At 67.6% G+C, this 21,236-nt stretch carries 19 protein-coding genes; 6 read left to right on the top strand and 13 right to left on the bottom strand.

Annotated elements, in window-relative coordinates; genetic code table 11:
- Positions 1 to 370: 370 nt before the first annotated feature.
- Positions 371 to 1,825 carry an aldehyde dehydrogenase family protein gene (locus ACN8ZM_RS30625; protein WP_420211660.1) on the top strand — a complete coding sequence of 485 codons (1,455 nt, stop codon included), beginning with the start codon at positions 371 to 373 and terminating at the stop codon, positions 1,823 to 1,825.
- Between the two features lie 85 nt (positions 1,826 to 1,910).
- Positions 1,911 to 3,524 carry a GMC family oxidoreductase gene (locus tag ACN8ZM_RS30620; RefSeq protein ID WP_420211659.1) on the top strand — a complete coding sequence of 538 codons (1,614 nt, stop codon included), beginning with the start codon at positions 1,911 to 1,913 and terminating at the stop codon, positions 3,522 to 3,524.
- A gap of 67 nt (positions 3,525 to 3,591) precedes the next feature.
- Here the strand turns inward: ACN8ZM_RS30620 and ACN8ZM_RS30615 are convergent, their stop codons facing one another.
- Positions 3,592 to 4,479 (bottom strand): SphA family protein, encoded by an 888-nt coding sequence (locus ACN8ZM_RS30615; RefSeq protein ID WP_420211658.1) that lies wholly within the window; start codon positions 4,477 to 4,479, stop codon positions 3,592 to 3,594.
- Positions 4,480 to 4,900: 421 nt separating this feature from the next.
- On the opposite strand from ACN8ZM_RS30615, the gene ACN8ZM_RS30610 reads away from it, so the two are divergent.
- On the top strand, positions 4,901 to 5,875 hold the full coding sequence (locus ACN8ZM_RS30610; RefSeq protein WP_244912153.1) for a helix-turn-helix domain-containing protein: 975 nt from the start codon (positions 4,901 to 4,903) through the stop codon (positions 5,873 to 5,875).
- Positions 5,876 to 6,026: 151 nt separating this feature from the next.
- On the opposite strand, the gene ACN8ZM_RS30605 is transcribed toward ACN8ZM_RS30610, so the two are convergent.
- From ACN8ZM_RS30605 to ACN8ZM_RS30585, 5 genes are all read right to left on the bottom strand, one after another.
- Entirely contained in the window at positions 6,027 to 7,118 is a 1,092-nt protein-coding gene (locus tag ACN8ZM_RS30605) for a porin (protein WP_420211657.1), read from the bottom strand.
- A 175-nt stretch (positions 7,119 to 7,293) separates the two neighbouring features.
- Positions 7,294 to 8,016, bottom strand: a complete 723-nt coding sequence (locus ACN8ZM_RS30600; protein ID WP_420211656.1) for an SDR family NAD(P)-dependent oxidoreductase — start codon at positions 8,014 to 8,016, stop codon at positions 7,294 to 7,296.
- Positions 7,994 to 9,115, bottom strand: a complete 1,122-nt coding sequence (locus ACN8ZM_RS30595) for a 2,3-butanediol dehydrogenase (protein WP_420211655.1) — start codon at positions 9,113 to 9,115, stop codon at positions 7,994 to 7,996. The genes ACN8ZM_RS30600 and ACN8ZM_RS30595 overlap by 23 nt, the downstream gene beginning before the upstream one ends.
- A 1-nt stretch (position 9,116) precedes the next feature.
- Positions 9,117 to 10,421, bottom strand: a complete 1,305-nt coding sequence (locus ACN8ZM_RS30590) for an MFS transporter (RefSeq protein ID WP_420211654.1) — start codon at positions 10,419 to 10,421, stop codon at positions 9,117 to 9,119.
- An 18-nt stretch (positions 10,422 to 10,439) separates the two neighbouring features.
- Positions 10,440 to 10,973, bottom strand: coding sequence for a 2,4'-dihydroxyacetophenone dioxygenase family protein (locus ACN8ZM_RS30585; protein ID WP_043186175.1), 534 nt, complete (start codon positions 10,971 to 10,973; stop codon positions 10,440 to 10,442).
- Between the two features lie 175 nt (positions 10,974 to 11,148).
- Between ACN8ZM_RS30585 and ACN8ZM_RS30580 the strand changes: the two genes are divergently transcribed.
- On the top strand, positions 11,149 to 12,129 hold the full coding sequence (locus tag ACN8ZM_RS30580) for a helix-turn-helix domain-containing protein (RefSeq protein WP_420211653.1): 981 nt from the start codon (positions 11,149 to 11,151) through the stop codon (positions 12,127 to 12,129).
- Positions 12,130 to 12,211: 82 nt separating this feature from the next.
- Here ACN8ZM_RS30580 and ACN8ZM_RS30575 read toward each other — a convergent pair whose 3' ends face one another.
- The 4 genes from ACN8ZM_RS30575 to ACN8ZM_RS30560 form a co-directional block, all read right to left on the bottom strand.
- Entirely contained in the window at positions 12,212 to 13,777 is a 1,566-nt protein-coding gene (locus ACN8ZM_RS30575) for a GMC family oxidoreductase (RefSeq protein WP_420211652.1), read from the bottom strand.
- Between the two features lie 152 nt (positions 13,778 to 13,929).
- Positions 13,930 to 14,910, bottom strand: coding sequence for a helix-turn-helix domain-containing protein (locus ACN8ZM_RS30570; RefSeq protein WP_420211651.1), 981 nt, complete (start codon positions 14,908 to 14,910; stop codon positions 13,930 to 13,932).
- 481 nt (positions 14,911 to 15,391) lie between these two features.
- Complete coding sequence (locus tag ACN8ZM_RS30565; protein WP_420211650.1) at positions 15,392 to 16,339, bottom strand: aldo/keto reductase; 948 nt, start codon at positions 16,337 to 16,339, stop codon at positions 15,392 to 15,394.
- A gap of 386 nt (positions 16,340 to 16,725) precedes the next feature.
- The gene (locus ACN8ZM_RS30560; protein ID WP_043186165.1) at positions 16,726 to 17,346 is read right to left on the bottom strand and encodes a LysE/ArgO family amino acid transporter; all 621 of its coding nucleotides are present in this window, start codon (positions 17,344 to 17,346) and stop codon (positions 16,726 to 16,728) included.
- 119 nt (positions 17,347 to 17,465) lie between these two features.
- Here ACN8ZM_RS30560 and ACN8ZM_RS30555 point away from each other — a divergent pair, with 119 nt between their 5' ends.
- On the top strand, positions 17,466 to 18,359 hold the full coding sequence (locus ACN8ZM_RS30555; RefSeq protein ID WP_043186162.1) for a LysR family transcriptional regulator ArgP: 894 nt from the start codon (positions 17,466 to 17,468) through the stop codon (positions 18,357 to 18,359).
- Between the two features lie 48 nt (positions 18,360 to 18,407).
- On the opposite strand, the gene fnr is transcribed toward ACN8ZM_RS30555, so the two are convergent.
- The 3 genes from fnr to ACN8ZM_RS30540 form a co-directional block, all read right to left on the bottom strand.
- A complete protein-coding gene (gene fnr / locus ACN8ZM_RS30550) occupies positions 18,408 to 19,154 on the bottom strand; it encodes a fumarate/nitrate reduction transcriptional regulator Fnr (protein WP_043186160.1) in 747 nt (248 codons plus the stop codon).
- 103 nt (positions 19,155 to 19,257) lie between these two features.
- A complete protein-coding gene (locus ACN8ZM_RS30545) occupies positions 19,258 to 19,725 on the bottom strand; it encodes a universal stress protein (protein WP_043186158.1) in 468 nt (155 codons plus the stop codon).
- 585 nt (positions 19,726 to 20,310) lie between these two features.
- Positions 20,311 to 20,721 carry a DUF3005 domain-containing protein gene (locus tag ACN8ZM_RS30540; RefSeq protein ID WP_043186157.1) on the bottom strand — a complete coding sequence of 137 codons (411 nt, stop codon included), beginning with the start codon at positions 20,719 to 20,721 and terminating at the stop codon, positions 20,311 to 20,313.
- A 278-nt stretch (positions 20,722 to 20,999) separates the two neighbouring features.
- Between ACN8ZM_RS30540 and ACN8ZM_RS30535 the strand changes: the two genes are divergently transcribed.
- Positions 21,000 to 21,233, top strand: coding sequence for a hypothetical protein (locus ACN8ZM_RS30535; RefSeq protein WP_043186155.1), 234 nt, complete (start codon positions 21,000 to 21,002; stop codon positions 21,231 to 21,233).
- Positions 21,234 to 21,236 lie beyond the last annotated feature (3 nt).

Below are 21,236 nucleotides of genomic sequence, written 5' to 3'. Positions count from 1 at the left end.
CCGGTCCTCGCACGTCAGGTTGACAACGGTTCGCTGCGATTCATCTGACACCCGCGCGCGCTCCGGACGCGGATCGCGTCACGCCACGGGGGCATGCCGGCGTGCGTCGCAATATGCCCCCGGACTACACTCGAACGGCGCCTTGAACGCCCGCCCGAAACCGACCCATCGTCTATGGGTGAGCACGCCGATACCGTCCGACATGTGTACCCGCGTTCGCCGCCGACGAACACTTCGCACGCGTGTGCATGTGAATCCTGCATCCGGTGCACGGATATCCCAGCGCCGCCAGAACCCGCGTCCTACAGTGGGCCAGATATGCCGATCCGCCTTTCAGCGCGGGATCGGCCTTTAATCTGGAGACAGCCACATGACAGCCGAATACACCCTTCAACACCGGATCGCGGGCGAGGCGTGCGACGCCGCCCAGGGCGAGTGGTTCGAGAAATTCGAGCCATGCACCGGACACCTGCTTGCGCGCGTGGCGGCCGGCACCGGCGCCGACGTCGACCGGGCCGTACGCGCGGCCCGCGCGCAATTCGACGGCGGGCACTGGAGCCGGTTGTCCGGCGCAGAGCGGGCGAAGCTGCTGAACCGGCTGGCCGACCTGCTCGAGCACGACGCGGAGCGCTTCGTCGACCTGCTCGCGCGCGAACAGGGGCGCCCGGCCATGGAGGTCCGCATGATGGACCTGCCGATGTCGATCGACACGTTGCGCTACTTCGCCGGGTGGGCGGACAAGCTCGAAGGCCGCCAGATTCCGACCGGCGGCTTCATGGGGCGCCCGACCCTCAACTACACGGTGCGCGAGGCGGTCGGCGTCGCAGGCCTAATCGTGCCGTGGAATGCGCCGCTGATGATCGCGTGCTGGAAGCTGGCGCCCGCGCTCGCGGCCGGTTGCACGGTCGTGGTCAAGCCGTCGGAGGACGCGCCGCTCGCAGTCGGCGCGCTGGCGGACCTGGCCGTGCAGGCGGGCTTTCCGCCGGGCGTCGTGAATCTCGTGCACGGCATCGGCGCGTCGGTCGGGGCCGCGCTGGTCAATCATCCGGGTGTCGACAAGATCAGTTTCACCGGAAGCACCGAGGTCGGCCGCTCGATCGCACGCGAAGCCGGCGCGCAGTTCAAGCGGCTGACGCTGGAACTCGGCGGCAAGGCGCCGCAAATCATCTTCGACGACGCGAATCTCGAGCAGGCGATCGCCGGCGTCGCGATGGGGCTGTTCGTCAACCAGGGGCAAACCTGCGCGGCCGGCTCGCGCGTGCTGGTGCAGCGCCGTCACTACGATGACGTGGTCGGCGCGCTCGCGCATGCGGCGCGGTCGGTCAGGGTCGGCACGCCGTTCGACCCGGCGACGCAGATGGGCGCGCTGATCAGCGCCCGCCATGCCGATCGCGTGAAGTCGCATATCGCAGCGGCGCTTCGCGACGGCGCGACGATGGTCGCGGGCGACGAGCCGGTGCCGTCGCAAGGCTTCTTCGTGCGGCCGACGGTGTTCGCGAACGTCGATCCGGCGATGCGCATCGCGCGCGACGAAGTGTTCGGGCCGGTCGGCACGATCATTCCGTTCGATACGGAAGACGAGGCCGTCGCGCTGGCGAACGACACCGTCTACGCGCTGTCCGCGTCGCTGTGGACCCGCGATCTCGCGACCGCGCACCGCACCGCTGCCCGTCTGCGGGTCGGCGCGGTCGCGGTGAACGCGTGGAGCCCGCTCGACGCGCGGCTGCCGTGGGGCGGCTTCAAGGACAGCGGCGTCGGGCGCGACCTGTCGCAAAGCGGGCTCGATGCGTACCTCGAGGAGAAGGTCGTCACGATCGCGATGTAGCCGCGCACGTTTCGGCACGGAGACACCACAACAACAAGATAGCGGGCATTGCGTCGCTTGCCCGCCCATCCCTATCGACAGACACATGACTACTCAAGACCTGACCTTCGATTACGTCGTCATCGGCGCGGGTTCCGCCGGTTGCGTCGTGGCCGCGCGGCTGATTCAGCAGAATGCCGGTTCGGTGTTGCTGCTGGAGGCCGGCACGCGCGACGACAATCCGTTCCACCGGATTCCGGGCGGCGTGATGCAGGTGTTCCAGAAGAAATCGTGGCCCTACATGACCGAGCCGCAGCCGAACGCGAACGGTCGCAGCATGATCATCGCGCAGGGCAAGGTGCTGGGCGGCGGCAGTTCCGTCAACGGGATGATCTACATCCGCGGGCAGCGCGAGGACTACGACGACTGGGCGACGCAGTGGGGATGCACGGACTGGCGCTACGACGACGTGCTGCCGTATTTCAAGAAGGCGGAAGCGAACGAAAGCCTGGGGCCTGCGTATCACGGCCAGACCGGCCCGCTGCCCGTCAGCGAGAACCGCTATCGCCATCCGTTGACGGCCGCGTTCATCCGGGCCGGGCAGGAAATGGGCTTGCCCTACGTCAACGATTTCAACGGCGAAGTGCAGCAGGGCATCGGCTATTACCAGACGACGACGCGCAACGGCGAACGCGCGAGCACCGCGCAGACCTATCTGGCATCGGTGCGCAACGACGCGAAGCTGAAGGTGGTGACCGGCGCGCTCGTGCACCGGATCCGGACCGAGGCGGGGCGTGCGGTCGCGGTCGAATTCAGCGAGGGCGGCAATGCGCCCGTGTCGGTGCGCGTGCGCAACGAAGTCGTGGTGAGCGCGGGGGCGATCGGGAGTCCGAAAGTGCTGATGCTGTCCGGCATCGGGCCGGCGGAGCAGCTCGCCGCGCTCGGGATCGAGACGGTTGCCGCGTTGCCGGCCGGCAAGAACTTCCACGATCATCTGCACATGTCGGTGCAGGCGTCGATTCGCACGCCGGCGAGCCTCTACGGCGAGAACACGGGGCTCCGCGCGATGCGCCATTTCCTGCAATGGAAGTGCTTCAGGAGCGGCCTGCTGACCAGCAACATCCTTGAAGGCGGCGCATTCATCGACACGCAGGGCACCGGGCGGCCCGATGTCCAGTTCCACTTCCTGCCGCTGCTCGACAATTTCGACAATACGCCGGGCGAGAAGCCGCCGGCGAGTGAGCACGGCATGTCGGTCAAGGTCGGCCATCTGCAACCGAAATCGCGCGGGCAGGTGGGGTTGCGCAGCCAGGATCCGGCGGACCTGCCGACGATCGATGCGAACTTCCTGAGCGACCCGGCCGACCTCGACGGTCAGATCCGGGCCGTTCAGGCCGGGCTCAGGATCCTGTCGGCGAAGGCGCTCCAGGCGCACGTGAAGGAAATCGTCGCGCCGGCCCGGATCGATCCGGACGATCTGCCGGCGATCGAGCGATTCGTGCGGCAGGACATCAAGACCGTCTATCACCCGGCCGGCACCTGCAGGATGGGCACGGATCCGCGCACGTCGGTGGTCGACCAGAAGACGCTGCGCGTGCACGGCTTCTCCAATCTGCGCGTGATCGATTGCTCGATCTGCCCGCAGGTGCCGAGCGGCAATACCAATGCGCCGGCGATCATGATCGGCGAACGCGGCGCCGATCTGCTGCTCGGACGCTGAAACGGGCGGCGCAGGGATGACCTGCGCCGCCTTCGCGTCGGGCGACGCCGACGCGAATCCATTCGAATCAGAGCGGAAACACGGCCTTGAGCCAGAACGCCGCGCCTTCCGGGCGGTTTCGCACATCGGTTTCCATCTGGTATTTGGCGGTCACGAACCAGCCCTTTCCGCTGTCGTACTTGATCGACGGGCCGATCGCGAACGAACGGCCGCGGTTGCCGGCGATGGTGTGCCCGGCCTGCGAATCGTCCGTCATCTGCCGGTAGACATAGCCGCCCGCGCCGACCGTCAGGCCGTTGCCGAAACCCCAGCCCGCCGAATAGTCGACGATGAATTCCTGGCCGGACTGGTAGTCCGTCGCGTGGTTGCGCTGGTTGAAGGTCCACATGAGCTTCGCGTCGAACACCGGCCCGGTACGGCCGCCATACGAGATGCCGGCGATCGGCTGGATCGCCCAGTAGTTTCGGCCGATGTTGGCCAGATCGCTTTTGTCGTACTGGCCCGTCGGCGCGAAGAAATCGACGGCGAGCAGCGTGTGCAGCGTCGGGGTGACGTGCCAGCCGAGCGCCGGCCCGAACGTCATGTCGCCGACGCCGGTTCGCCGTTGCGATTGCCCGCCCGCATGCACATCGAGCGTCACGAGCGGCAGCAGCGCATGCATGGCCAGCGATGCGCCGGCAAACGTGTAAGGCGTGACCCACACGATCCGCGGCGTTACCGAATAGGCGGTGATGCTGAAGTCCGGCGGCGCGACGTTGCGGCCGTCGTTGTCGCGCAGTTCGCCGGCGTGATAGCGCTCCGCATAGATCAGCGCATAGAGCCCGGGCGGCGGCAGTGCGCAGCACAGGTAGCCTTCTGCCCCGGTCGGGTACACGGAGCCGCCACCTTCGGTTGCGTGGGCGCCGTGCGCGACGGCGAGTGCGCACAGCATCAGGGAAATGGATCGTCGTTTCATCGTTTGTCTCCTGCTGCGGCGCGTGAGCGGCCGCTGTTTGTCTTTGGACGGGGTGCGTGACGGCATGGGCCGGTTGCGTGAAGCCCGGCCGGAAACCGGTTTCCGCCCGTCAGCAGGGTGCCGCGCCAGTTTTCCGCTCGCATGTGTTTGCGTGCAGAGCCATCAGGAGTGCGGTGCATCTAGGTGAAATCTTTACTGCGTCAGGTAGCGTTCCGGTCGCGCATGGGAGTTGTGCGAATGTTCTTTTGCGTCGACGCGCCGTACGCTACGAGCCGATCCCCTCTCATCGATGCTTGCCGAGTGCGTGTCGCCGCACGCGACCGGAAGCCGGGCGAGTCGATCGTCGAGCCCGCTGCCTGCGCATGCAGTCGGCCAGGCAATGGACGTACTTGAAAGCCGGATATTTCTGGAGGCGAACGTCATGATCGATTCGGGATCGCATCCGCCGCTGCGGGAGGGCGCACTATCGTGCTGGTCGGAGCAGATCCGGCATCGGTTCTTTCCGCTGGAGCTCAACGCCGGCGCGTCCGGTGCATTCGACGCCAGCGTCGACGTGTTCGATCATGCGCGCTGCCGCGTGGCGCGCATTGCGGCAAGCGCGCATAGCGCCTCCATCGGACGCGACGCCTGCAAGACGCTGAAGCACCGCTACGTCAAGGTGATCTGGCAATTGAGCGGCGTGGCGAGACTCGAGCAGGGTGCGTGCGAAGTGGTCGTGCCGCCAGGGCATTTCACGGTGTACGAGGCAAGCAGCCCGTACTGGATTCAAAGCGACGCACACGGCGAATTCGTCACGATGCTGTGCGAAGTGGCCGATCATGACGCGCTGCTGACGTTGGCCCGGCACGCGATCGGCCGCGCGATGCCGACGACGGGCGGCGCGGCCGTGGCGCTCGCCAGCCTGCAGGCGATGATCGCCGAGGGCCGGCGCATGAATCCGCGCAGCCGCTTCGGCGTGCTGGAACTGGTGGCGACGTTGCTCGCCGAGGCAATCGATTTCACGGACGGCACGGCGCCCGCTTCGCGGCGCAAGATCCGCGAGACGTTGCTGCGCGACGCGCAGCAATACATGCATCGGCATCTGGACGACGGCGAACTGTCGCCCGATCGCATTGCGGCCGCATTGAAGGTGTGCCGCCGCACGCTTTACCAGGCGTTCGAGTCGATCGGCGAGCGGCCGCAGGCGATGATCCAGCGCCTGCGGCTCGAGAAGTGCCACGAAGTGCTGTCGCAGACCGGCGCCGACGGCGCGAGCATTACGCGTCTCGCGCTGCAGTCGGGGTTCTCCGATCCGGCCTATTTCGCGCGCCTGTTTCGCCGGCGCTTCGGCGTCACGCCGTCGCAATGTCGGGAAGCAGCGATGCAGGACGGGGGCGGCGCGGAATCGTCGGGTTAGCAGCGGCTGCGTGCATCCATGCTGCGCGATCGGAATCGGCGGGTGGCCGGCCGCGTGTGACGACGCGGGCGGGCAGGGAGGCTGGCGCCGCGCCCGTGTCGTCAGGCGATCCGGACGCAGGATCGCCGACCGGATCCGCCGAGGCAGCGGCCTAGAACCGCGTGCTGAACCCGATCCGCGCGATCGATTGCAGCGCGCCGCTCGACGCGCCGTTCGCGTCCATCACGCCGTTGATCTGCGCATTGCTGCTGTGGTTTGCGCGCTGATGCACGCCCGCCACGTAGACCATCGTGCGCTTCGACAGCCAGTACTGGACGGCGGCCAGGAACTGGTGCGCGTGCGCATTGTCGAGCGTGTCGTTGCCCTTCATGTACGTGTAGCTCGCGCCGATCACCCATGCCGGCGCCGGCCGCCACGCGGCGCCGGCTTCCGCAGACCACGCGCCCGCGCCGTTCTGCGCGTTGCGTACGGTCGTGAAGAGCGCTTTCCCCGTGACGGTGCCGAGCGTGTAGTGCACGCCCGCACCCCAGTTGCGCACGCTGGTCGGCGGCAGCCCGTCCGTCGCGCCGTACTTCTGGTTCGTATAGGCCGCGCCGGCGCCGAACGGGCCGTTGTCGTAGCTCGCGCCGACGCTGACCGTGTTGTTCGCGCCGACCGACCCCGCGACGTTCCCGAAACCGTACAGCGCGCCGAAGGTCAGGCCCGACAGCGACGGGCTCGTGTACTTGACCGAATTGGCCACGCGATTGCTGCCCGCGACGCGATCCCAGTCGAATGCGCCGGTCGGGTTGTTCGGCAACGCGAGCTTGTCGAACGGGCCGTTGCGAAAGCCGTACAGGCCGACGAGATCCTGCGCGATCTCGTTGCCGCTCGCGGCCAGCGCGTCGACCATGAACTCGTACTGATTGCCGAGCGTCAGCGTGCCGTACCGGTCGTTCTGCAGCCCGACATAGGCCGTGCGCGCGAACAGCCCGCCGCCGATGATCGAGCCGTTGCCGAGCGAATACTGGTTGACGAGCCGGAAGATCGCGCGCGTGCCCGCGCCGAGATCCTCCTTGCCTTCGAAACCGAGCAGGTTCGGGAAGAAGATGTTGTCGTCGAACTTCGCGGCACCGTGGCCGCCCTGATTGCTGACATAGCTGATGCCGGCATCCATCAACCCGAACATCGTCACGCTGCTCTGCGCGAACGATGCGGCGGGAAGGGCGCATGCCGCAAGCGCCAGAAGGGTCTTTTTCGTCATCTCCAATGTGCTCCTCACATGTTTCCGATCGGGTCGGATATTTTTGATTGGACTACTGATTGATATGAACAAACCTGAGCCGGTCGAATCCCGGTTCGGCGGCAACCAAAGAAAACCGGTGTGCGACGGGCATCGGCGGAATTCACGCGCCTGCCGATGCCCGTCGAGCCGCGCGCTAGACCGTCGAATACCCGCCATCGACCGGCACGACCGCTCCGGTCACGAACGATGCACCGGGCGAGCACAGGAACAGGATGACTTCCGCAACTTCGTCGGCCGTGCCCCAGCGCGCGAGCGGCGTGCGCTCGAGGATGCGCCGCGACGCCTGCGTGTCGGCCATCAGGCCGCTGCTGAGCGGCGTGTCGATCCAGCCGGGCGCGACTGCGTTCACGCGGATGCCGCGATCGGCCCACGCCTGCGCGAGCGAGCGCGTGAGCTGCGCGATGCCGCCCTTGCTCGCGCTGTACGCGGGGCGGTCCTTGCTGCCGAAGTACGTGTACATCGACGCGACATTGACGATGCTGCCGCCGTGCGCCGACAGCGCCGGCCGTGCGGCGTCGGAGGCCCGCATCACCGACGTCAGGTTCACGCTCAGCACGCGCTCGAACTGGTCCATCCGGTATTCGTCCGCGTGCCGGCTGATGCCGACACCGTTGACGAGCACGTCGAGCCGCGGCAGCGCCGCGATCGTGCGCGTCAACGCATCGCTGTCGGTCACGTCGAGTTCCACGCACCGGATGCCCGCATGCACGGGCGCATGCGGGCCCGCCGCATCGAGCCCGAGTGCGACAACCGACGCGCCGGCTTCGGCAAAGCGCATCGCCGTGCGCGCGCCGATGCCCGATGTACCGCCCGTCACGATGACGGACTGGCCCTCAAACGCCCACTGACGACTCATGCTCGACGCTCCCGATGGTGTGCGCGCGACGGGCCGGCCGTTGCGCGGGTGAAACGAGGATCTTGATCTGCGCGCGGTCGGCGAGCAGCGCGTCGAAGCCGTCGGCGACGGCCTCTTCGAGCGACACGGTGCGCGTGACGATGGACGTGAGGTCGAGCGCGCCCGATGCGACGATGCGCAGCAGGTCTTCATACGCGTGCCGGTAACCGACGCTCGTCGTGATGGTCAGCTCGTCGTTGACCGCGCGGAACGCGTCGAAGCCTGCGCGCGGCATCAGGCCGACCATGACGACGCGGCCGCCCTTGCGCAGCGCCTGCATCGCCGATTCGAACGTGGCTGGCAACCCGGCCGCTTCGAAACTCGCGTCGACGCCGAACCCGCCCGTGGCCGCGCGGATCGCGTCCTGCAGCGCGGGGGCGCCGAGTGCGCGCGCATCGAACGTATGCGTTGCGCCGAAGCGTTTGGCTGCCGCGAGCCGTTCGGGCGACACGTCGACGGCCACGAGCGTCGTTGCCCCCTGCAGCTTGGCGAGCATGATCAGCAGCAGGCCGATTGGCCCGAGCCCGAACACCGCGCAGGTCTCGCCGAGCCGCAGTTCGCCACGCCGCAACGCGTGCAGCGCGACGGCGGCCGGCTCCATCACGGCGGCCTGTTCGAGACTCACGCCGTCCGGCAGGCGATGCAGCATGTAGGCCGGCACGACCGCGAAGTCGGCCATCCCGCCGTCGCCCATCAGCCCGGCGAAGCCCATCGACACGCACAGGTTGTACGACCCCGAGTGGCAGTACGCACACTGGTGGCAGCGATACTCGGGCTCGACCGCGACGCGATCGCCCACGCGTAGCGCCGTCACGCCGTCGCCGACTTCGACGACGGTGCCGCTGAACTCATGGCCGAGCGTCAGTGGCGCGGTGCGGCGCGACAGCGGATGCGGCGTGTCGACCGGTATCGCGTGGGGGCCGTCCGCGTATTCGTGCAGGTCGCTGCCGCAGATTCCGCAATACGCGACCGCGATGCGCACGTCGCCGGGGCCGACGCACGGTGTGTCGATTTCCACGAGACGGACGTCACGTGGGCCATGCCATTGAAGTGCCCGCATCTCAGCGCCCTCCGAGGTTGTGTGCATCGAGACGGCTCGCGGCCGTGCCGGCGAGCGCGCGCTTGCGCAGCACGGCGGGTGCGGTCTCGACGAGGCCGAACGACAGCACGCACGCGAGGATCGCGCCGGCAGCCGACGTCCACATCGCAAACTGCAGACCGTACTTGTCCGCCGCGAATCCGGCGACGGTCGGCGCGACAAAGCCGCCGATCAGCTCGCCCGCGCCCATGATCAGGCCAAGCGCGCTGGCGATTGCGCGCGGCGGCACCGTTTCGGCCGGGATCGTCGCCATGAACAGCGTGAAGCAGCCGAGGCCCGTGTACGTGGCGAACACGAGCGCGCCGAGCGCCCAGAGCGAGCCGGCATGGATCAGTACGACCGGGCACACGGCGGCGATCAGCGCGAACGCGATCATCGTCGGCTTGCGGCCGATCCGGTCGGAGATCGCCGGCACCGCGAAGCCCCAGAACACCCAGGCGGCGCCGAGGCAGGTCATCACGACGCCCATGTCGGACGGCGATAGATGGCGGCTTTCCACGAGGAATACCGGCGCGAACGAGATGATCACGATGAACCACGTGAGGAAGAAGCAGCTGATCAGCATGCAGAGCAGGATGTTGCGTTCCTTCAGCAGCGCCCAGCGGCTGACTGCCGCGCCGCTCGTGGCCGGCGCGCCGGCGGTATCGGCCTGCGCGTGCCGCACGCCGCCGGGCGGCACTTCGCGCACCCAGCGCCAGATGCAGAACGCGATCAGGAAGCCCGGAATGCAGGACACGTAGAACGCTTCGCGCCAGCCGTACGTGGTCGCGATGCCGATGACCACCGGCGGGCCGATCATCGCGCCGAGCAGGCCGGCGGCGGAGCCTTGCAGCAGGCCCATGTTCAGCCCGCGGCGGCTCGGCGTCGAGCTTTCGACCATCAGCGATTGCGACAGCGGCAGCACGGGGCCTTCGGCGATGCCCATCAGCGCGCGGAACGCGATCAGGCTCGCGAAGCCGCCGACGAGCCCCGACAGCGCAGAACACACGGAAAAGCCGAGCACGGCCGCGATCAGCAGCGGCTTGCGCGTGCCGCGCGCGTCGGACCACGCGCCGGTCGCAGCGCCCGACAGCGCCCACGTGAGCGCGAGCGCGGACGACACCATGCCGAGCTGCGTGTTCGTCAGGTGCAGCTCGGCCGACATGAACGGGAACAGGAACGACAGCGCGAGGCGGTCGAAGAACACGAAGCCGAACGTCATGAACAGGATCAGCAGCAGCCTGTTTTCATACGTCCAGGCGGATCTGGAGGAGGAAGGGGATGTCATGGTGAGCCTCGCCGCGCGTCAGCGGAACAGCTTCTCGATCGCTTGCGCGCCGAGGCCGACCTTCTCGTAATGCGCCTTGCACATCGCGATGTACGAGTGCACGTCGAAGTAGCCGTCGGGGTTGCCGGCTTCGTCGAGCCAGATCAGCGGCCCCTTGACGATGAAGAACGCGCGCATCGGTTCCGGGTGATCGAACGCGACGAGCGTATGGCCCTCGCCCGGCGTCTCGTACACGAAATCGCCGCGCGTCGCGGTCCATTCGTGCTCCAGATAACCCCACTTTCCTGACAGCGTGTAAGCGAACACCTCGTGCGGGTGATAGTGCCGGTTCACGAGCCCGGCTTCCTTGGCCATCAGGATGTCGCACCATTTGTTCTGCGACGGCGAGATCCACAGCGGCCGCGACGAAACCGTTTCGGTGAACGGAACGTAATAGCGCTCGTCGTCGGTGGCCGCGTTCGCGATGTACGCTTCGGGCAGCGCATCGGGCTTGAACGGATTGGCAATCGGCGGGATGTTTTGCCAGAATTCGGCTACGGCTTTGTCGACCACGGTCTGTCTCCTTGTATGGGTGTCGTGGGCTCGACTTTAGCCAGCCGGTGCGCGCCGCTCTTGACTGGGCTGGACGAATTGCTTGACCGCGCCGGACATTGCATCGCACCAGAATCCAGACGAACCATCCCCCAATCCGTGCCGCTCCGCACGACAGGCGCCAGCAGGAGGCGACGTGACGAATACGACCGTTTTTGCCCGCACGCGAGGCTCGACCGCCGACGTGCCGGCGCGCGACAGGATGGCGTACTGGGATGCGTTCAATGCGGCGACGCTGGTCGGCCTGCGCTGCTCGTCGCTGTCGCCGGCCGGGCTCGAGGTCGAGAAGACCGATCTCGCGCTGCCAGGCTTGGGCATCGCGGACATCAGCGGCCAGGATCACGTGATCGAGCGCAGCCCCGCCTTGGTGCGCCAGTTGCCGAAGGAGTCGCTGTTCGCGTGCCAGATCCTGAGCGGGCGCGCGTATTTCATCCAGCGCGATCGCTGCCTGCTCGCGGACACCGGCGATGTCGTCGTCTACGACACACGCGTTCCCTATCTGTTCGGATTCCTGACGCCGATGCGGCAGCTGCTGATCGATATTCCGATCACGACGTTCGACGATCGGCTCGATGCGGAACTGGCGGCGCTGCCGCTGCGGATCGCGCCGAAGCCGGGCGCGGGCGCGATGCTCGGCGCGACGTTGCGCGCGAGCGTCGAGCGGTTTATGAAGGATCCGGTCGAGCGCGATGCCGCACGGTTCGCCGAACACACGCGCACGCTGATCGCGGAACTCATCGACGCGGAAGTGAATGGTGCGGGCGCGTCGCGGGCTTCGCTGTCGTATCTGCTGACGGCGAAGCAGTACATCGCGACGCACCTCGGCGACCCGGAACTCGGGCCGCAGGCCGTCGCCGACGCGGTCGGGCTGTCGCTGCGGCATCTGAGCCGGCTCTTCGCGGCCGAAGGCGAGTCGATCACGCAGCACATCTGGTCGGAGCGGCTGTCGCATGCGCATCGCGAGCTGACCGATGCGCGGCTGCGCAAGACGAGCGTCGGCGAGATCGCGTTTCGCTGGGGGTTTTCGAGCCAGGCACACTTCAGCCGTGCGATTCGCGATCGCTATGGTGCGTCGCCGATGGCGCTGCGCGAGGCGGCGCGCGCGGCCGGGAGCTGATTCCGGCAGTTGATGTGGCGGCGCGTGTCTCACGCGCCGTTTTTTATTGTCGTGAACGAAAGCGCCCGCGCGCCGCGTTGCGTTATTCCGCCAGCATGAACTCCGCACAGCGCTCCGCGATCATGATCGTCGGCGCGTTCGTATTGCCGGACACGATGCGCGGCATCACCGACGCATCGCAGATCCGCAATCCGTCGACGCCTTGCACGGTGAGGCGCGGCGTCACGACCGCATGTTCGTCGTTGCCCATGCGGCAGGTGCCGGCCGGGTGATAGACGGTTTTCGCGCGATGCCGCACGTAGTCGGCGAGTGCCGTGTCGGTCAGCGTCTCGGCTTCGCGCACGATGCGGGCGAGCGACGGCGCACGGATGATCTGCCGCGCGAGCGCGACGCCGCGCACGAGGCCGTCGACATCGGCCGGGTCGGACAGCGCACCGCTGTCGAACAGAATGGGCGCGGCCGGATCGTTGCCGCGCAGTTGCACGGAGCCGCGCGAGCGCGGCCTGAGCAGGCACGGGTTGATCGACAGGCCGTGGCCGGGCAGCGGCGCGCGATCGACGTCGCCGACGAGCGTCGGCAGCACGTGGAACTGGATGTCCGGACGGCCGCTGCCGGTCGTGTCGACGAACGCGCCGGATTCGACGACGTTCGACGTCAGCAGGCCGGTGCGGCACAGCATCCACTGCAGCCCGTGCCGCACCGCCTTCAGTCCGCGATCCTCGCCCAGCAGGCTGACGGGCGCGTGGCTGCGGCCGTAGATCGAGACTTCGAGATGATCCTGGTAGTTCGCGCCGACGTCGCGGCTGTCGTGCAGCACGTCGATGCCGTGCGCGTGCAGGTGCGCGCCAGGCCCGATGCCCGACAGCATCAGCAGTTTCGGTGTACTCAGCGCACCGGCTGCGAGGACGACGTCGGCGCGTGCGGCAGCCGAACCCGTCGCGCCGCTTTCCGTCCGCCATTCGACGCCGGTCGCGCGCCGGCCGTCGAAGCGGATGCGTGTGACGCGGCAGCCGGTCAGCACGCGCAGGTTCGAATGGCCGAGCGCGTCGGCGAGATAGGTGGCCGCGGTACTGCCGCGTTGCCCGTCGAAGATCGTCGTGTGGTAGAAGCCGGCGCCATGCTGCGCGGCGCCGTTGAAGTCGTCGTTGTACGCGATGCCGGCTTCCTGTGCGGCTTTCACGAACGCGAGGCTCAACGGATGCCGGAAGCGCGTGTCGCCGACCTTCAGCGGCCCGTCGGTGCCGTGAAACGGCTCGGAGAGCCGCAGGTGCGATTCGGCGCGCTTGAACACGGGCAGCACGTCGTCCCAGCCCCAGCCCGTGCAGCCGAGCGCGGCCCAGTCGTCGTAGTCGTCGCGCGTGCCGCGCACGTACAGCATCGCGTTGACCGAACTGCCGCCGCCGAGCGTGCGGCCCTGCGGCACGTAGGTCTTGCGTCCCGCCGCACCGGGTTGCGGCTCGCTTTCGAACGTGACCGTGCGCCGCGTGCCGAGCACGCGGATGAACGTCGCCGGAATCCGGATGAACAGGCTGTCGTCCTTCAGGCCGTCCTCGAGCAGCAGCACGCGCCTGCCGGCCTTCACCAGCCGGTGCGCGACCGTGCAGCCGGCCGAACCGCCGCCGACGACGATATGGTCGTACGTCTCCATCCCGCTTCTTCTCCTTGCTGTCGGGCGGCGAAACGAGTGCCGCCGCGCAGGAAGCCAGCTTAGCGAGCGCCATGCCGCCCCATTTGACCGGGACGGACGCCGTGCTTGCCTCGCAGGGACAAGGCGGCGGGTGGAGGGTGGCAGGTGGCGGACTAGCGCGCGTCGGCCGGTGCCGGCACAGGCGCGCGGGTATCGCTCGGCGTTTCGCCGAAGCGCGCGCGATAGCTGCGGCTGAAGTGCGCGCTGTTGTTGAAGCCCCAGCGGAATGCGATCTCGCTGACCGTCAGGTGCTTCAGCGACCGGTCGCGCAAGTCGGCGCGGCAGCGTTCGAGCCGTCGCGCAAGGATGTAGCGGGTGAGCGGCATCCCTTCGATCTCGAATACGCGCGCGAGCTGGCGCGGCGACAGGTTGATCGCGCGGCTCACCGCCCGGCTGTCGAGGTCATCGTCGGCGAGATGGCTGTCGATGAACGCCTTGGCGCGCGACAGCGTGTGGACGGTCGACTTGGTCGGCGACGCGTCGCCGTCGCGCAGCCGCAGCATCGACTGCACGAGATCGAGGATCGCGGCGGCGCGCCGTTCGCGCGCATCGGGCGTCGGCTCCTGCGGCGCGGCGAGCAGCGCGTAGACCTGCCGCACGGCCCACGACGCGACGCCGTCGTCGCGATCGATCTTGACGAGGCTGCGGTAGCGCCACGGGCCGACGCGCGCCTCGAATACGTCGCGCGGCACGTCGAGCACGGTCATCGCCATGTCGGCGGGAAAGCCGTGACCGTACGGCATCGACGTGTCGTACAGCACGAGATCGCCGGGCCCGTGCTGCATGCAGTCGACGTCCTGGAACGTATAGCCTTGCCCGGCGTGCATCAGGCAGACGAACACGGCGTCGCGCTGGTCAGCATGGATGTTGTGCGGCGTGCGCACGACCGCGTGCCGGTTCGCGACGATGTCGCATGCGCCGAACAGCCCGAGGTCGCGCTTGCGCAGCGTCGCGTCGATGCCTTCGGACGACTTGCCGCTGCATTCGATCCGCACGAGCGTGCGCGCGACATGGTCGACCCAGAAGTCGACGCGCTCGTGGCCGCGTACGGCGCGCGTCGAGATCGTGGCGATCTCCGTGCTGGTGTTCGGCATGACGTTCTCCCAATGACCGCCCGAGCGGCGCAGTCTCGGGTATGGCGGAGGGCATGGTCAATCGGTGAAAGACCGGGGCGGGCGCGTGATGCGCTTGCAGCGGGGCGTTGCGGCTGCAAGCGTGAGCGATGTCCGGCTGAGTCAACACAAGCGGCCGTGCCAGTCAAAACGCGACGACGGTTTTCGTCTATGTGGCGTGCATTTCGGTACGCACTGCAGACAGGTGTCGCCCGCTTATCTCGACGAAGACGACGTCAGCCCAAGCGAAACGTCCTGCTCGTAACCCATCCTGTTGTCGCGGAATTCGACGGTCACATGGCCGGGCCGCGCCGCTGGCCCCCGGGGCGCACGCCATTGTATCCATCCGCCACTCACGAATTACCCGCCCCCGCGAGTGCGGCGACACGGGAGCGCACATGACACCGGCCGGTCGTGGAACCGCACAGACGGCGCGATCCGATCGACCGGCCCGCCACCGACTTCAGCCCGCGCTCGCCTCGTCGATCCGGCGAACGTCGTCCTGATCGAGCTGAACGCGAATCGCTTCGCCGAGCGATTCCAGCTGCGCCAGCGACGTCGCGCTCGCGATCGGCGCGGTGATCGTCGGCCGCGCGATCTGCCACGCGAGCGCAATCGCGGCCGGCTGCGTTCCGTGCTTCTCGGCCACCGCATCGAGCGCCGCGAGGATGCGCAGCCCGCGTTCATTGAGGTACCCGGCGACGCGATCGCCGCGCACGCTCTTCTTCAGGTCGGCCTCACTGCGGTACTTGCCCGACAGGAAGCCGCTCGCGAGCGCGTAGTAGTTGACGACACCGAGCTTCAGGTCGCGCACGACCGGTTCGAGATCGCGTTCGTAGTCGGCGCGGTCGAGCAGGTTGTACTCCGGCTGGATGACCTGATACGCGGGCAGGCCGTCGCGCTTGCTGATGTCGGCGGCTTCGCGCAGCCGTGCGCCGCTGTAGTTCGATGCGCCGATGATCCGCACCTTGCCCGCGTCGATCAGCGTTTGATAGGCGCCGAGCGTTTCCTCGAGCGGGGCCGTATCGGCGAGATCGCTGTGCGAGAAATACAGGTCGATGTAGTCGGTCTGCAGGCGGCGCAGCGAATCGTCGGCGGCTTTCAGGATGTTGTCGCGGGTCAGCCCCGCGCGCGCGGCCAGCAGGCCCACCTTGGTCGAGATCACGACCTGTTCGCGCTTGCCGGAGCGCTTGAGCCACTTGCCGATGATCGTTTCCGATTCGCCGCCGCTGTTGCCGGGGGCCCAGGCCGAATAGACGTCGGCCGTGTCGATGAAGTTGATGCCGGTGTCGGCGAGCGCGTCGAGCAGCGCAAACGACGTGTTCTCGTCGACGGTCCAGCCGAAGACGTTGCCGCCGAACGCGAGCGGCGAAACCTGGATGTTCGACGTGCCGAGGGTGCGTAGTGCCATGTTCTGCTCCGATATCTGCGGGGTGACGGAATGGAACTGCGGGATGGGCCGAGACGATCACGGCGAGACGACGGGGTACGTGGTGCGGTCACGCCGTTGTCGCGGGACGCCGGACATTCTCGCCGATCGCTCCGATTCGTGCAGGCGGCGCGCCGTCGCGATGACGGACGGTTTGACGCAGTTGACGGACGACCTGTCCGTTGCGTGAGCGCTTCGTGTGGCTGCGTTCGATCGGGAACCGATTTTTGTCGCGGCTGGCGCGCCTGAGCGCGGAACCGCATGTGGGCGGGAGCGGGTGGAAGGGCGGGAGGGGAGATGCTCCGGCGTGGTGCCGGAGCGGGCGGGACGACGGGCGGCGAACGGCCGCCCGTGCGACGGTGAACCGGTCAGCGCAACTGTACGGCCGCGAGAAACAGCACCATGCTGCCGATCGCGCCGTCCAGCACGCGCCACGCGACAGCCTTGCGGAACCACGGTGCCAGCAGTCGCGCACCGTAGCCGAGCCCGAGGAACCACACGACGCTGACCGACATCGCACCGATCGCGAACGAGAGCCGCGTGCCTTCCGGCTCGCGTGCGCCGGCCGTGCCGATCAGCAGGAACGTATCGAGATACACGTGCGGGTTGAGCCACGTGAACGCGAGGGTCATCAGCACGATCGCCAGGCCGCTTTGCGGCGGCGGCGCGACCGCGTCGCCGCGCACGTCGAGCGTTTCGTGACCCGGCTTGAACGCGCGGCGCAGCGCGTTGATGCCGAACCATGCGAGATACGCGAGGCCGACGTACAGCACGACGTGGACGAAGGTCGGATAGCGTTCGACGAGCACCGATGCGCCGCCGACGCCCGCGCCGATCAGGATCATGTCGGACAGTGCGCACAGCAGCACGATCTTGCCGATATGCGAGCGCATGATGCCCTGCCGCAGCACGAAGGCGTTCTGCGCGCCGATGGTGACGATGAGCGATCCGCAGAGTGCGGCGCCGTGGGAAAAAGCGAGCCAGTTCATGGAGAGTGACAGCCGTAGAAGCAGTAGAAGCAGTGGACGGATGAATCGGGTAGCGCTAGTCTGCGGTCAGCATGAAAATAAGAGAAGCTAATTCACCTAATGCAGATTAAGGAAATCTAATGCTCGACTACGCGTTGCTCGATGCCCTCGCGGCCGTGATCCGGCACGGCTCGTTCGAGCGGGCAGCCAAGGAGCTGAATGTCACGGCGTCGGCGGTGTCGCAGCGCGTGAAGCTGCTGGAGGAACGGGTCGGCAGCGTGCTCGTCAAGCGCGGGCAGCCGTGCGTCGCGACGACGTCAGGGGCGCTGCTGTGCCGGCATACCGAGCGCGTGCAACTGCTCGAGGCCGAGCTGGGGGGCCGGATGCCGGCGCTGCCGGGTCAGATCGCGAGCGCGTGGCCGACGTTGCGTGTGGCCGTCAACGACGACAGCGTCGCGACGTGGTTCATCGACGCGGTCGGGCCGTTCTGCACGGAGCGCGAGACGTTGCTCGACCTCGTGATCGACGACCAGGATTACACGGCGTCGCGCATTCGCGACGGCAGCGTGCAGGGCGCCGTGACCGCGCAGGCCGAGCCGATCCAGGGGTGCCGGTCGGAGCGGCTCGGGCGCATCCGCTATCGCGCGGTGTGCTCGCCGGCGTTTTACGAGCGCTACTTCGGCGCGGGCATCACGCGCGATGCGCTGCGCCGCGCGCCGTGCGTGATGTTCAATCCGAAGGACGGGCTGCAGGCGCGTTTCATCCGGCGCGTGACGCGCGCGGATCTCGATCCGCCGCAGCACTGGATACCGCACGTCGCGGGCTACCTGCGTGCGTGCGAAACGGGATTGGGATGGGGAATGTGTCCGGACCGGATGGTCGACCGCCAGCTGGCGGCGGGCGAACTGGTCGACATGTCGCGCGGGCGAACCGTCGACATCGAGCTGTACTGGCAGAGCTGGCGCCTGTCGATCGGCTGGCTCGACGATTTCAGCGCGGCGCTGAAGGCGCGCGCCGCGCTGTTTCTCGACTGATCGGTGAGGCGAGGCGGGTGGCGCGCGCGAGGGGCGCGCCGTGTGGCATCAGAGGTGCTGCAGGCCGTCGAAATCGACGATCTGGACGTGGCGGCCCTGCATTTCGATCAGGCCGCGCTTCTGGAATTTCGACAGCGTGCGGCTGACCGTTTCGAGCGTCATGCCGAGGTAGCTGCCGATGTCTTCGCGCGTCATCCGCAGGTTGAACTCCGACGGCGAGTAACCGCGCTTCAGGTAGCGCGACGATACGTCGAGCAGGAACGCGGCGACGCGTTCTTCGGCATTGAGCGAACCGAGCAGCATCGTTTGCGACGTTTCGCGCACGATCTGTTCGCTCATCAGCTTGTGCATGCGCAGCTGCATCGAACCGGCTTCCGAGCACAGCGTCTTGAGCGCGCTGTACGGGATCACGCAGACGGAACTGTCTTCCAGCGCGACCGCGGTGCGCGGATGCGTGTCGTCGCAGATGCCGTCGAGGCCGAGCGCTTCGCCGGCGAGATGCAGGCCGGTGACCTGCTCGCGGCCGTCGTGGCGCGTCGCGACGGTTTTCAGCGAACCCGAACGCACCGCGTATAGGTTGTCGAATGCGTCGCCTTCGCGGAACAGCGCTTCGCCGCGCTTGACGGGGCGCGCCGCGCAGATGACCGACTCGAGGCGACTGAGCGCTTCGGGCGCCAGGCCCTGCGGCATGCACAGATGCCGCATGGCGCACGTCGAGCAGTGCGCAGCCTGGCGAGGAGCCCAACTGCCGGCATGAGGCGTGGCGGCGGGACGTGTAGCGACGGGCGTCAGCATGATCGTTTACTCCGGCGTTGAATCGACGGAATCATTGTCCCACCGCAACTTGCGGCTGTCGGGTGACAAAACGTCGCGACCGGCCGCGCATGCCGAACGCCGTTCATGCAGCCGGTTCGTCGACGTTGGCGGCCGCCGGAATCAGCAGCACGGGCAGCGTGGCGTGGCGTACGCATTGCTCGGCGATGCTGCCGAGCACGAGGCGGCGGAACCCGCGGCGGCCGTGCGTGCCGAGCACGATGAGATCGGCATCGAACGCTTTCGCGCCGTCGAGGATCAGCGACGATACGTCGTTGAGCGACGTCGCTTCGCTCAGCTTCGTCTCGCCTTTCACGCCCGCTGCCTGCATCAGCGTCGTGAAGTCCTTCGCGAGTGCGTTGCCTTGCGCGACGAGCTGATCGCGCAGCACGGACGGATCGTAGCCGGGCACGTTGTAGTAGATCGCGGCGTTCTCGACCACGTAGAACGGTTGCAGCTCGGCGCCGTGCGATTTCGCGAGCGCCAGCGCGGCATCGAACGCATGGCGGGACGTGTCGCTGCCGTCGACGGCAACCAGAATACGCTTGTACATAGTGTCTCCGAGTGGCGGGTTGAAACGAAGTCGGCCGGATGGCCGATCGGGCGGGGCAATGCACACTGCTGCGAGGCAGAGTAAACCAATGACCGGGACTTTGCAGTGAGGTGCCGGCCGTGCCGCGTGGCGGTGCCGCTGCCGTTTCTGCGGCGCACGGCCATGCACGTGGCGCATGCTGCGCCGCGCGCCGTGTGACGCGTGTCGTGCAGCGTGGTCGCCGCCGCCGTCCGCAGCGTCGACCGGATGGCGTGCGCAAGCATCGGTGTTACGTGCGGCACGTGCACCCGCATCGCCGCGCACGCCGGTCGCATCGACACGGCGCGACAGTCACGCGGACGCATCGCCGCCATCGCCATTCAATCGCAACCGTGCCGTTTCGACATGACCTCGATCAACGCATGTGCGTTGGTACGATTCACGGCATGCATGAAATCGCCGGTGCCGCTGCGCGGAATCGTCCGCTGTTGCAGCGCGCGGTTACCCGTGCGCGGTCGGCGCACAGTGGCGCGCGCCGATCCCCGGCCATCGGCCGTCGGCCGATGCCGGTTCGCAAACGAACGATCGATTCAAACGCCGCGCCCGCTACCCCGGTACGGACGTCAGCTCGAATACGCGCTCCGGCCGCCGCTGGTGGCCGGGCCAGTACGCGCTGCCGTACATCCGGTGGACGGGGCCGAACAGCGCATCGCTCATGGGCTGCGGCGCGTCGAAGCCTTTCTCGACCACCATGTAGCCCGCCCGCAGCGCGAACGCCGGATGATTGCCGCCGGGGCGGCTGTCGAAACCGGCGAAGCCGTCGCCGGCTTCCGGCATCGCATTGACGAGCGACGCGTTGCTGCGCGTGATCTCGTCGGGCGAGATCGGCCCGCCGCCGGCGAGGCGCGCCGCCTCGCGGTTCTTGCCGTCGGTGTCGACCGTACTGTCGTGCGTGTCGTCGTTGTCGAGCTCGATGCTGCGCGGGCGCGAACGATCGATTTGACCGGATGTTTCCATCGCGGCTCTCCTCGCGGCGAAGCGTGCCGGATCGAAGCAAATCCCGTTCCGGGCGTGACGGGAAAAGGCGCGCGGGCGATCGCCGCGGTCGCGCGACGCGCACTGATTTGTCATGATTTATTTCAGCTAGAACACCCGTTTTCTACAGAGTATGATTCTTTTCCTGCGAAGCGGCGACAGGGGATTCGGTCGCGCCGCCTCTGCCCGCGCCGGGGGGCCGCAGCACCCTTTAAGACGGGTAGTGAACAACAAAGCAAGGGACTAGAGGTGGCGGATTCATGCAAGCGACTACTGCCTTCACGCACCGCGGTTATCTGTTGAACTGCGCGCCCGCGCGCGCCAGTGACGGTTCGTTCAAACCCTACGTCGTGATCTCCCGATCGAGCGACGGGGAGCTCGTTGCGAACCGGTTTTTTCCGATCGAGCTCCAGTTTCACGACGAAGGCGCCGCGATCGCGCACGCGCGCGACTGGGCCGTGCGGTGGATCGACGCGAGCAGCATCACGATCTGACGC

Source organism: Burkholderia aenigmatica (assembly GCF_048627025.1).
GTDB classification, from domain to species: Bacteria; Pseudomonadota; Gammaproteobacteria; order Burkholderiales; family Burkholderiaceae; genus Burkholderia; species Burkholderia aenigmatica.
This window is presented reverse-complemented; position numbering and strand designations above follow the sequence as displayed.

Coding starts and splice junctions, on each gene's coding strand:
- ACN8ZM_RS30590 (WP_420211654.1), bottom strand. CDS start 10,421: ATGACATCCCCTTCCTCCTCCAGATCCGCCTGGACGTATGAAAACAGG.
- ACN8ZM_RS30575 (WP_420211652.1), bottom strand. CDS start 13,777: ATGGAGACGTACGACCATATCGTCGTCGGCGGCGGTTCGGCCGGCTGC.
- ACN8ZM_RS30595 (WP_420211655.1), bottom strand. CDS start 9,115: ATGCGGGCACTTCAATGGCATGGCCCACGTGACGTCCGTCTCGTGGAA.
- ACN8ZM_RS30545 (WP_043186158.1), bottom strand. CDS start 19,725: ATGTACAAGCGTATTCTGGTTGCCGTCGACGGCAGCGACACGTCCCGC.
- ACN8ZM_RS30605 (WP_420211657.1), bottom strand. CDS start 7,118: ATGACGAAAAAGACCCTTCTGGCGCTTGCGGCATGCGCCCTTCCCGCC.
- ACN8ZM_RS30560 (WP_043186165.1), bottom strand. CDS start 17,346: ATGAACTGGCTCGCTTTTTCCCACGGCGCCGCACTCTGCGGATCGCTC.
- ACN8ZM_RS30565 (WP_420211650.1), bottom strand. CDS start 16,339: ATGGCACTACGCACCCTCGGCACGTCGAACATCCAGGTTTCGCCGCTC.
- ACN8ZM_RS30540 (WP_043186157.1), bottom strand. CDS start 20,721: ATGGAAACATCCGGTCAAATCGATCGTTCGCGCCCGCGCAGCATCGAG.
- fnr (WP_043186160.1), bottom strand. CDS start 19,154: ATGCTGACGCCCGTCGCTACACGTCCCGCCGCCACGCCTCATGCCGGC.
- ACN8ZM_RS30555 (WP_043186162.1), top strand. CDS start 17,466: ATGCTCGACTACGCGTTGCTCGATGCCCTCGCGGCCGTGATCCGGCAC.
- ACN8ZM_RS30570 (WP_420211651.1), bottom strand. CDS start 14,910: ATGCCGAACACCAGCACGGAGATCGCCACGATCTCGACGCGCGCCGTA.
- ACN8ZM_RS30610 (WP_244912153.1), top strand. CDS start 4,901: ATGATCGATTCGGGATCGCATCCGCCGCTGCGGGAGGGCGCACTATCG.
- ACN8ZM_RS30625 (WP_420211660.1), top strand. CDS start 371: ATGACAGCCGAATACACCCTTCAACACCGGATCGCGGGCGAGGCGTGC.
- ACN8ZM_RS30600 (WP_420211656.1), bottom strand. CDS start 8,016: ATGAGTCGTCAGTGGGCGTTTGAGGGCCAGTCCGTCATCGTGACGGGC.
- ACN8ZM_RS30615 (WP_420211658.1), bottom strand. CDS start 4,479: ATGAAACGACGATCCATTTCCCTGATGCTGTGCGCACTCGCCGTCGCG.
- ACN8ZM_RS30620 (WP_420211659.1), top strand. CDS start 1,911: ATGACTACTCAAGACCTGACCTTCGATTACGTCGTCATCGGCGCGGGT.
- ACN8ZM_RS30535 (WP_043186155.1), top strand. CDS start 21,000: ATGCAAGCGACTACTGCCTTCACGCACCGCGGTTATCTGTTGAACTGC.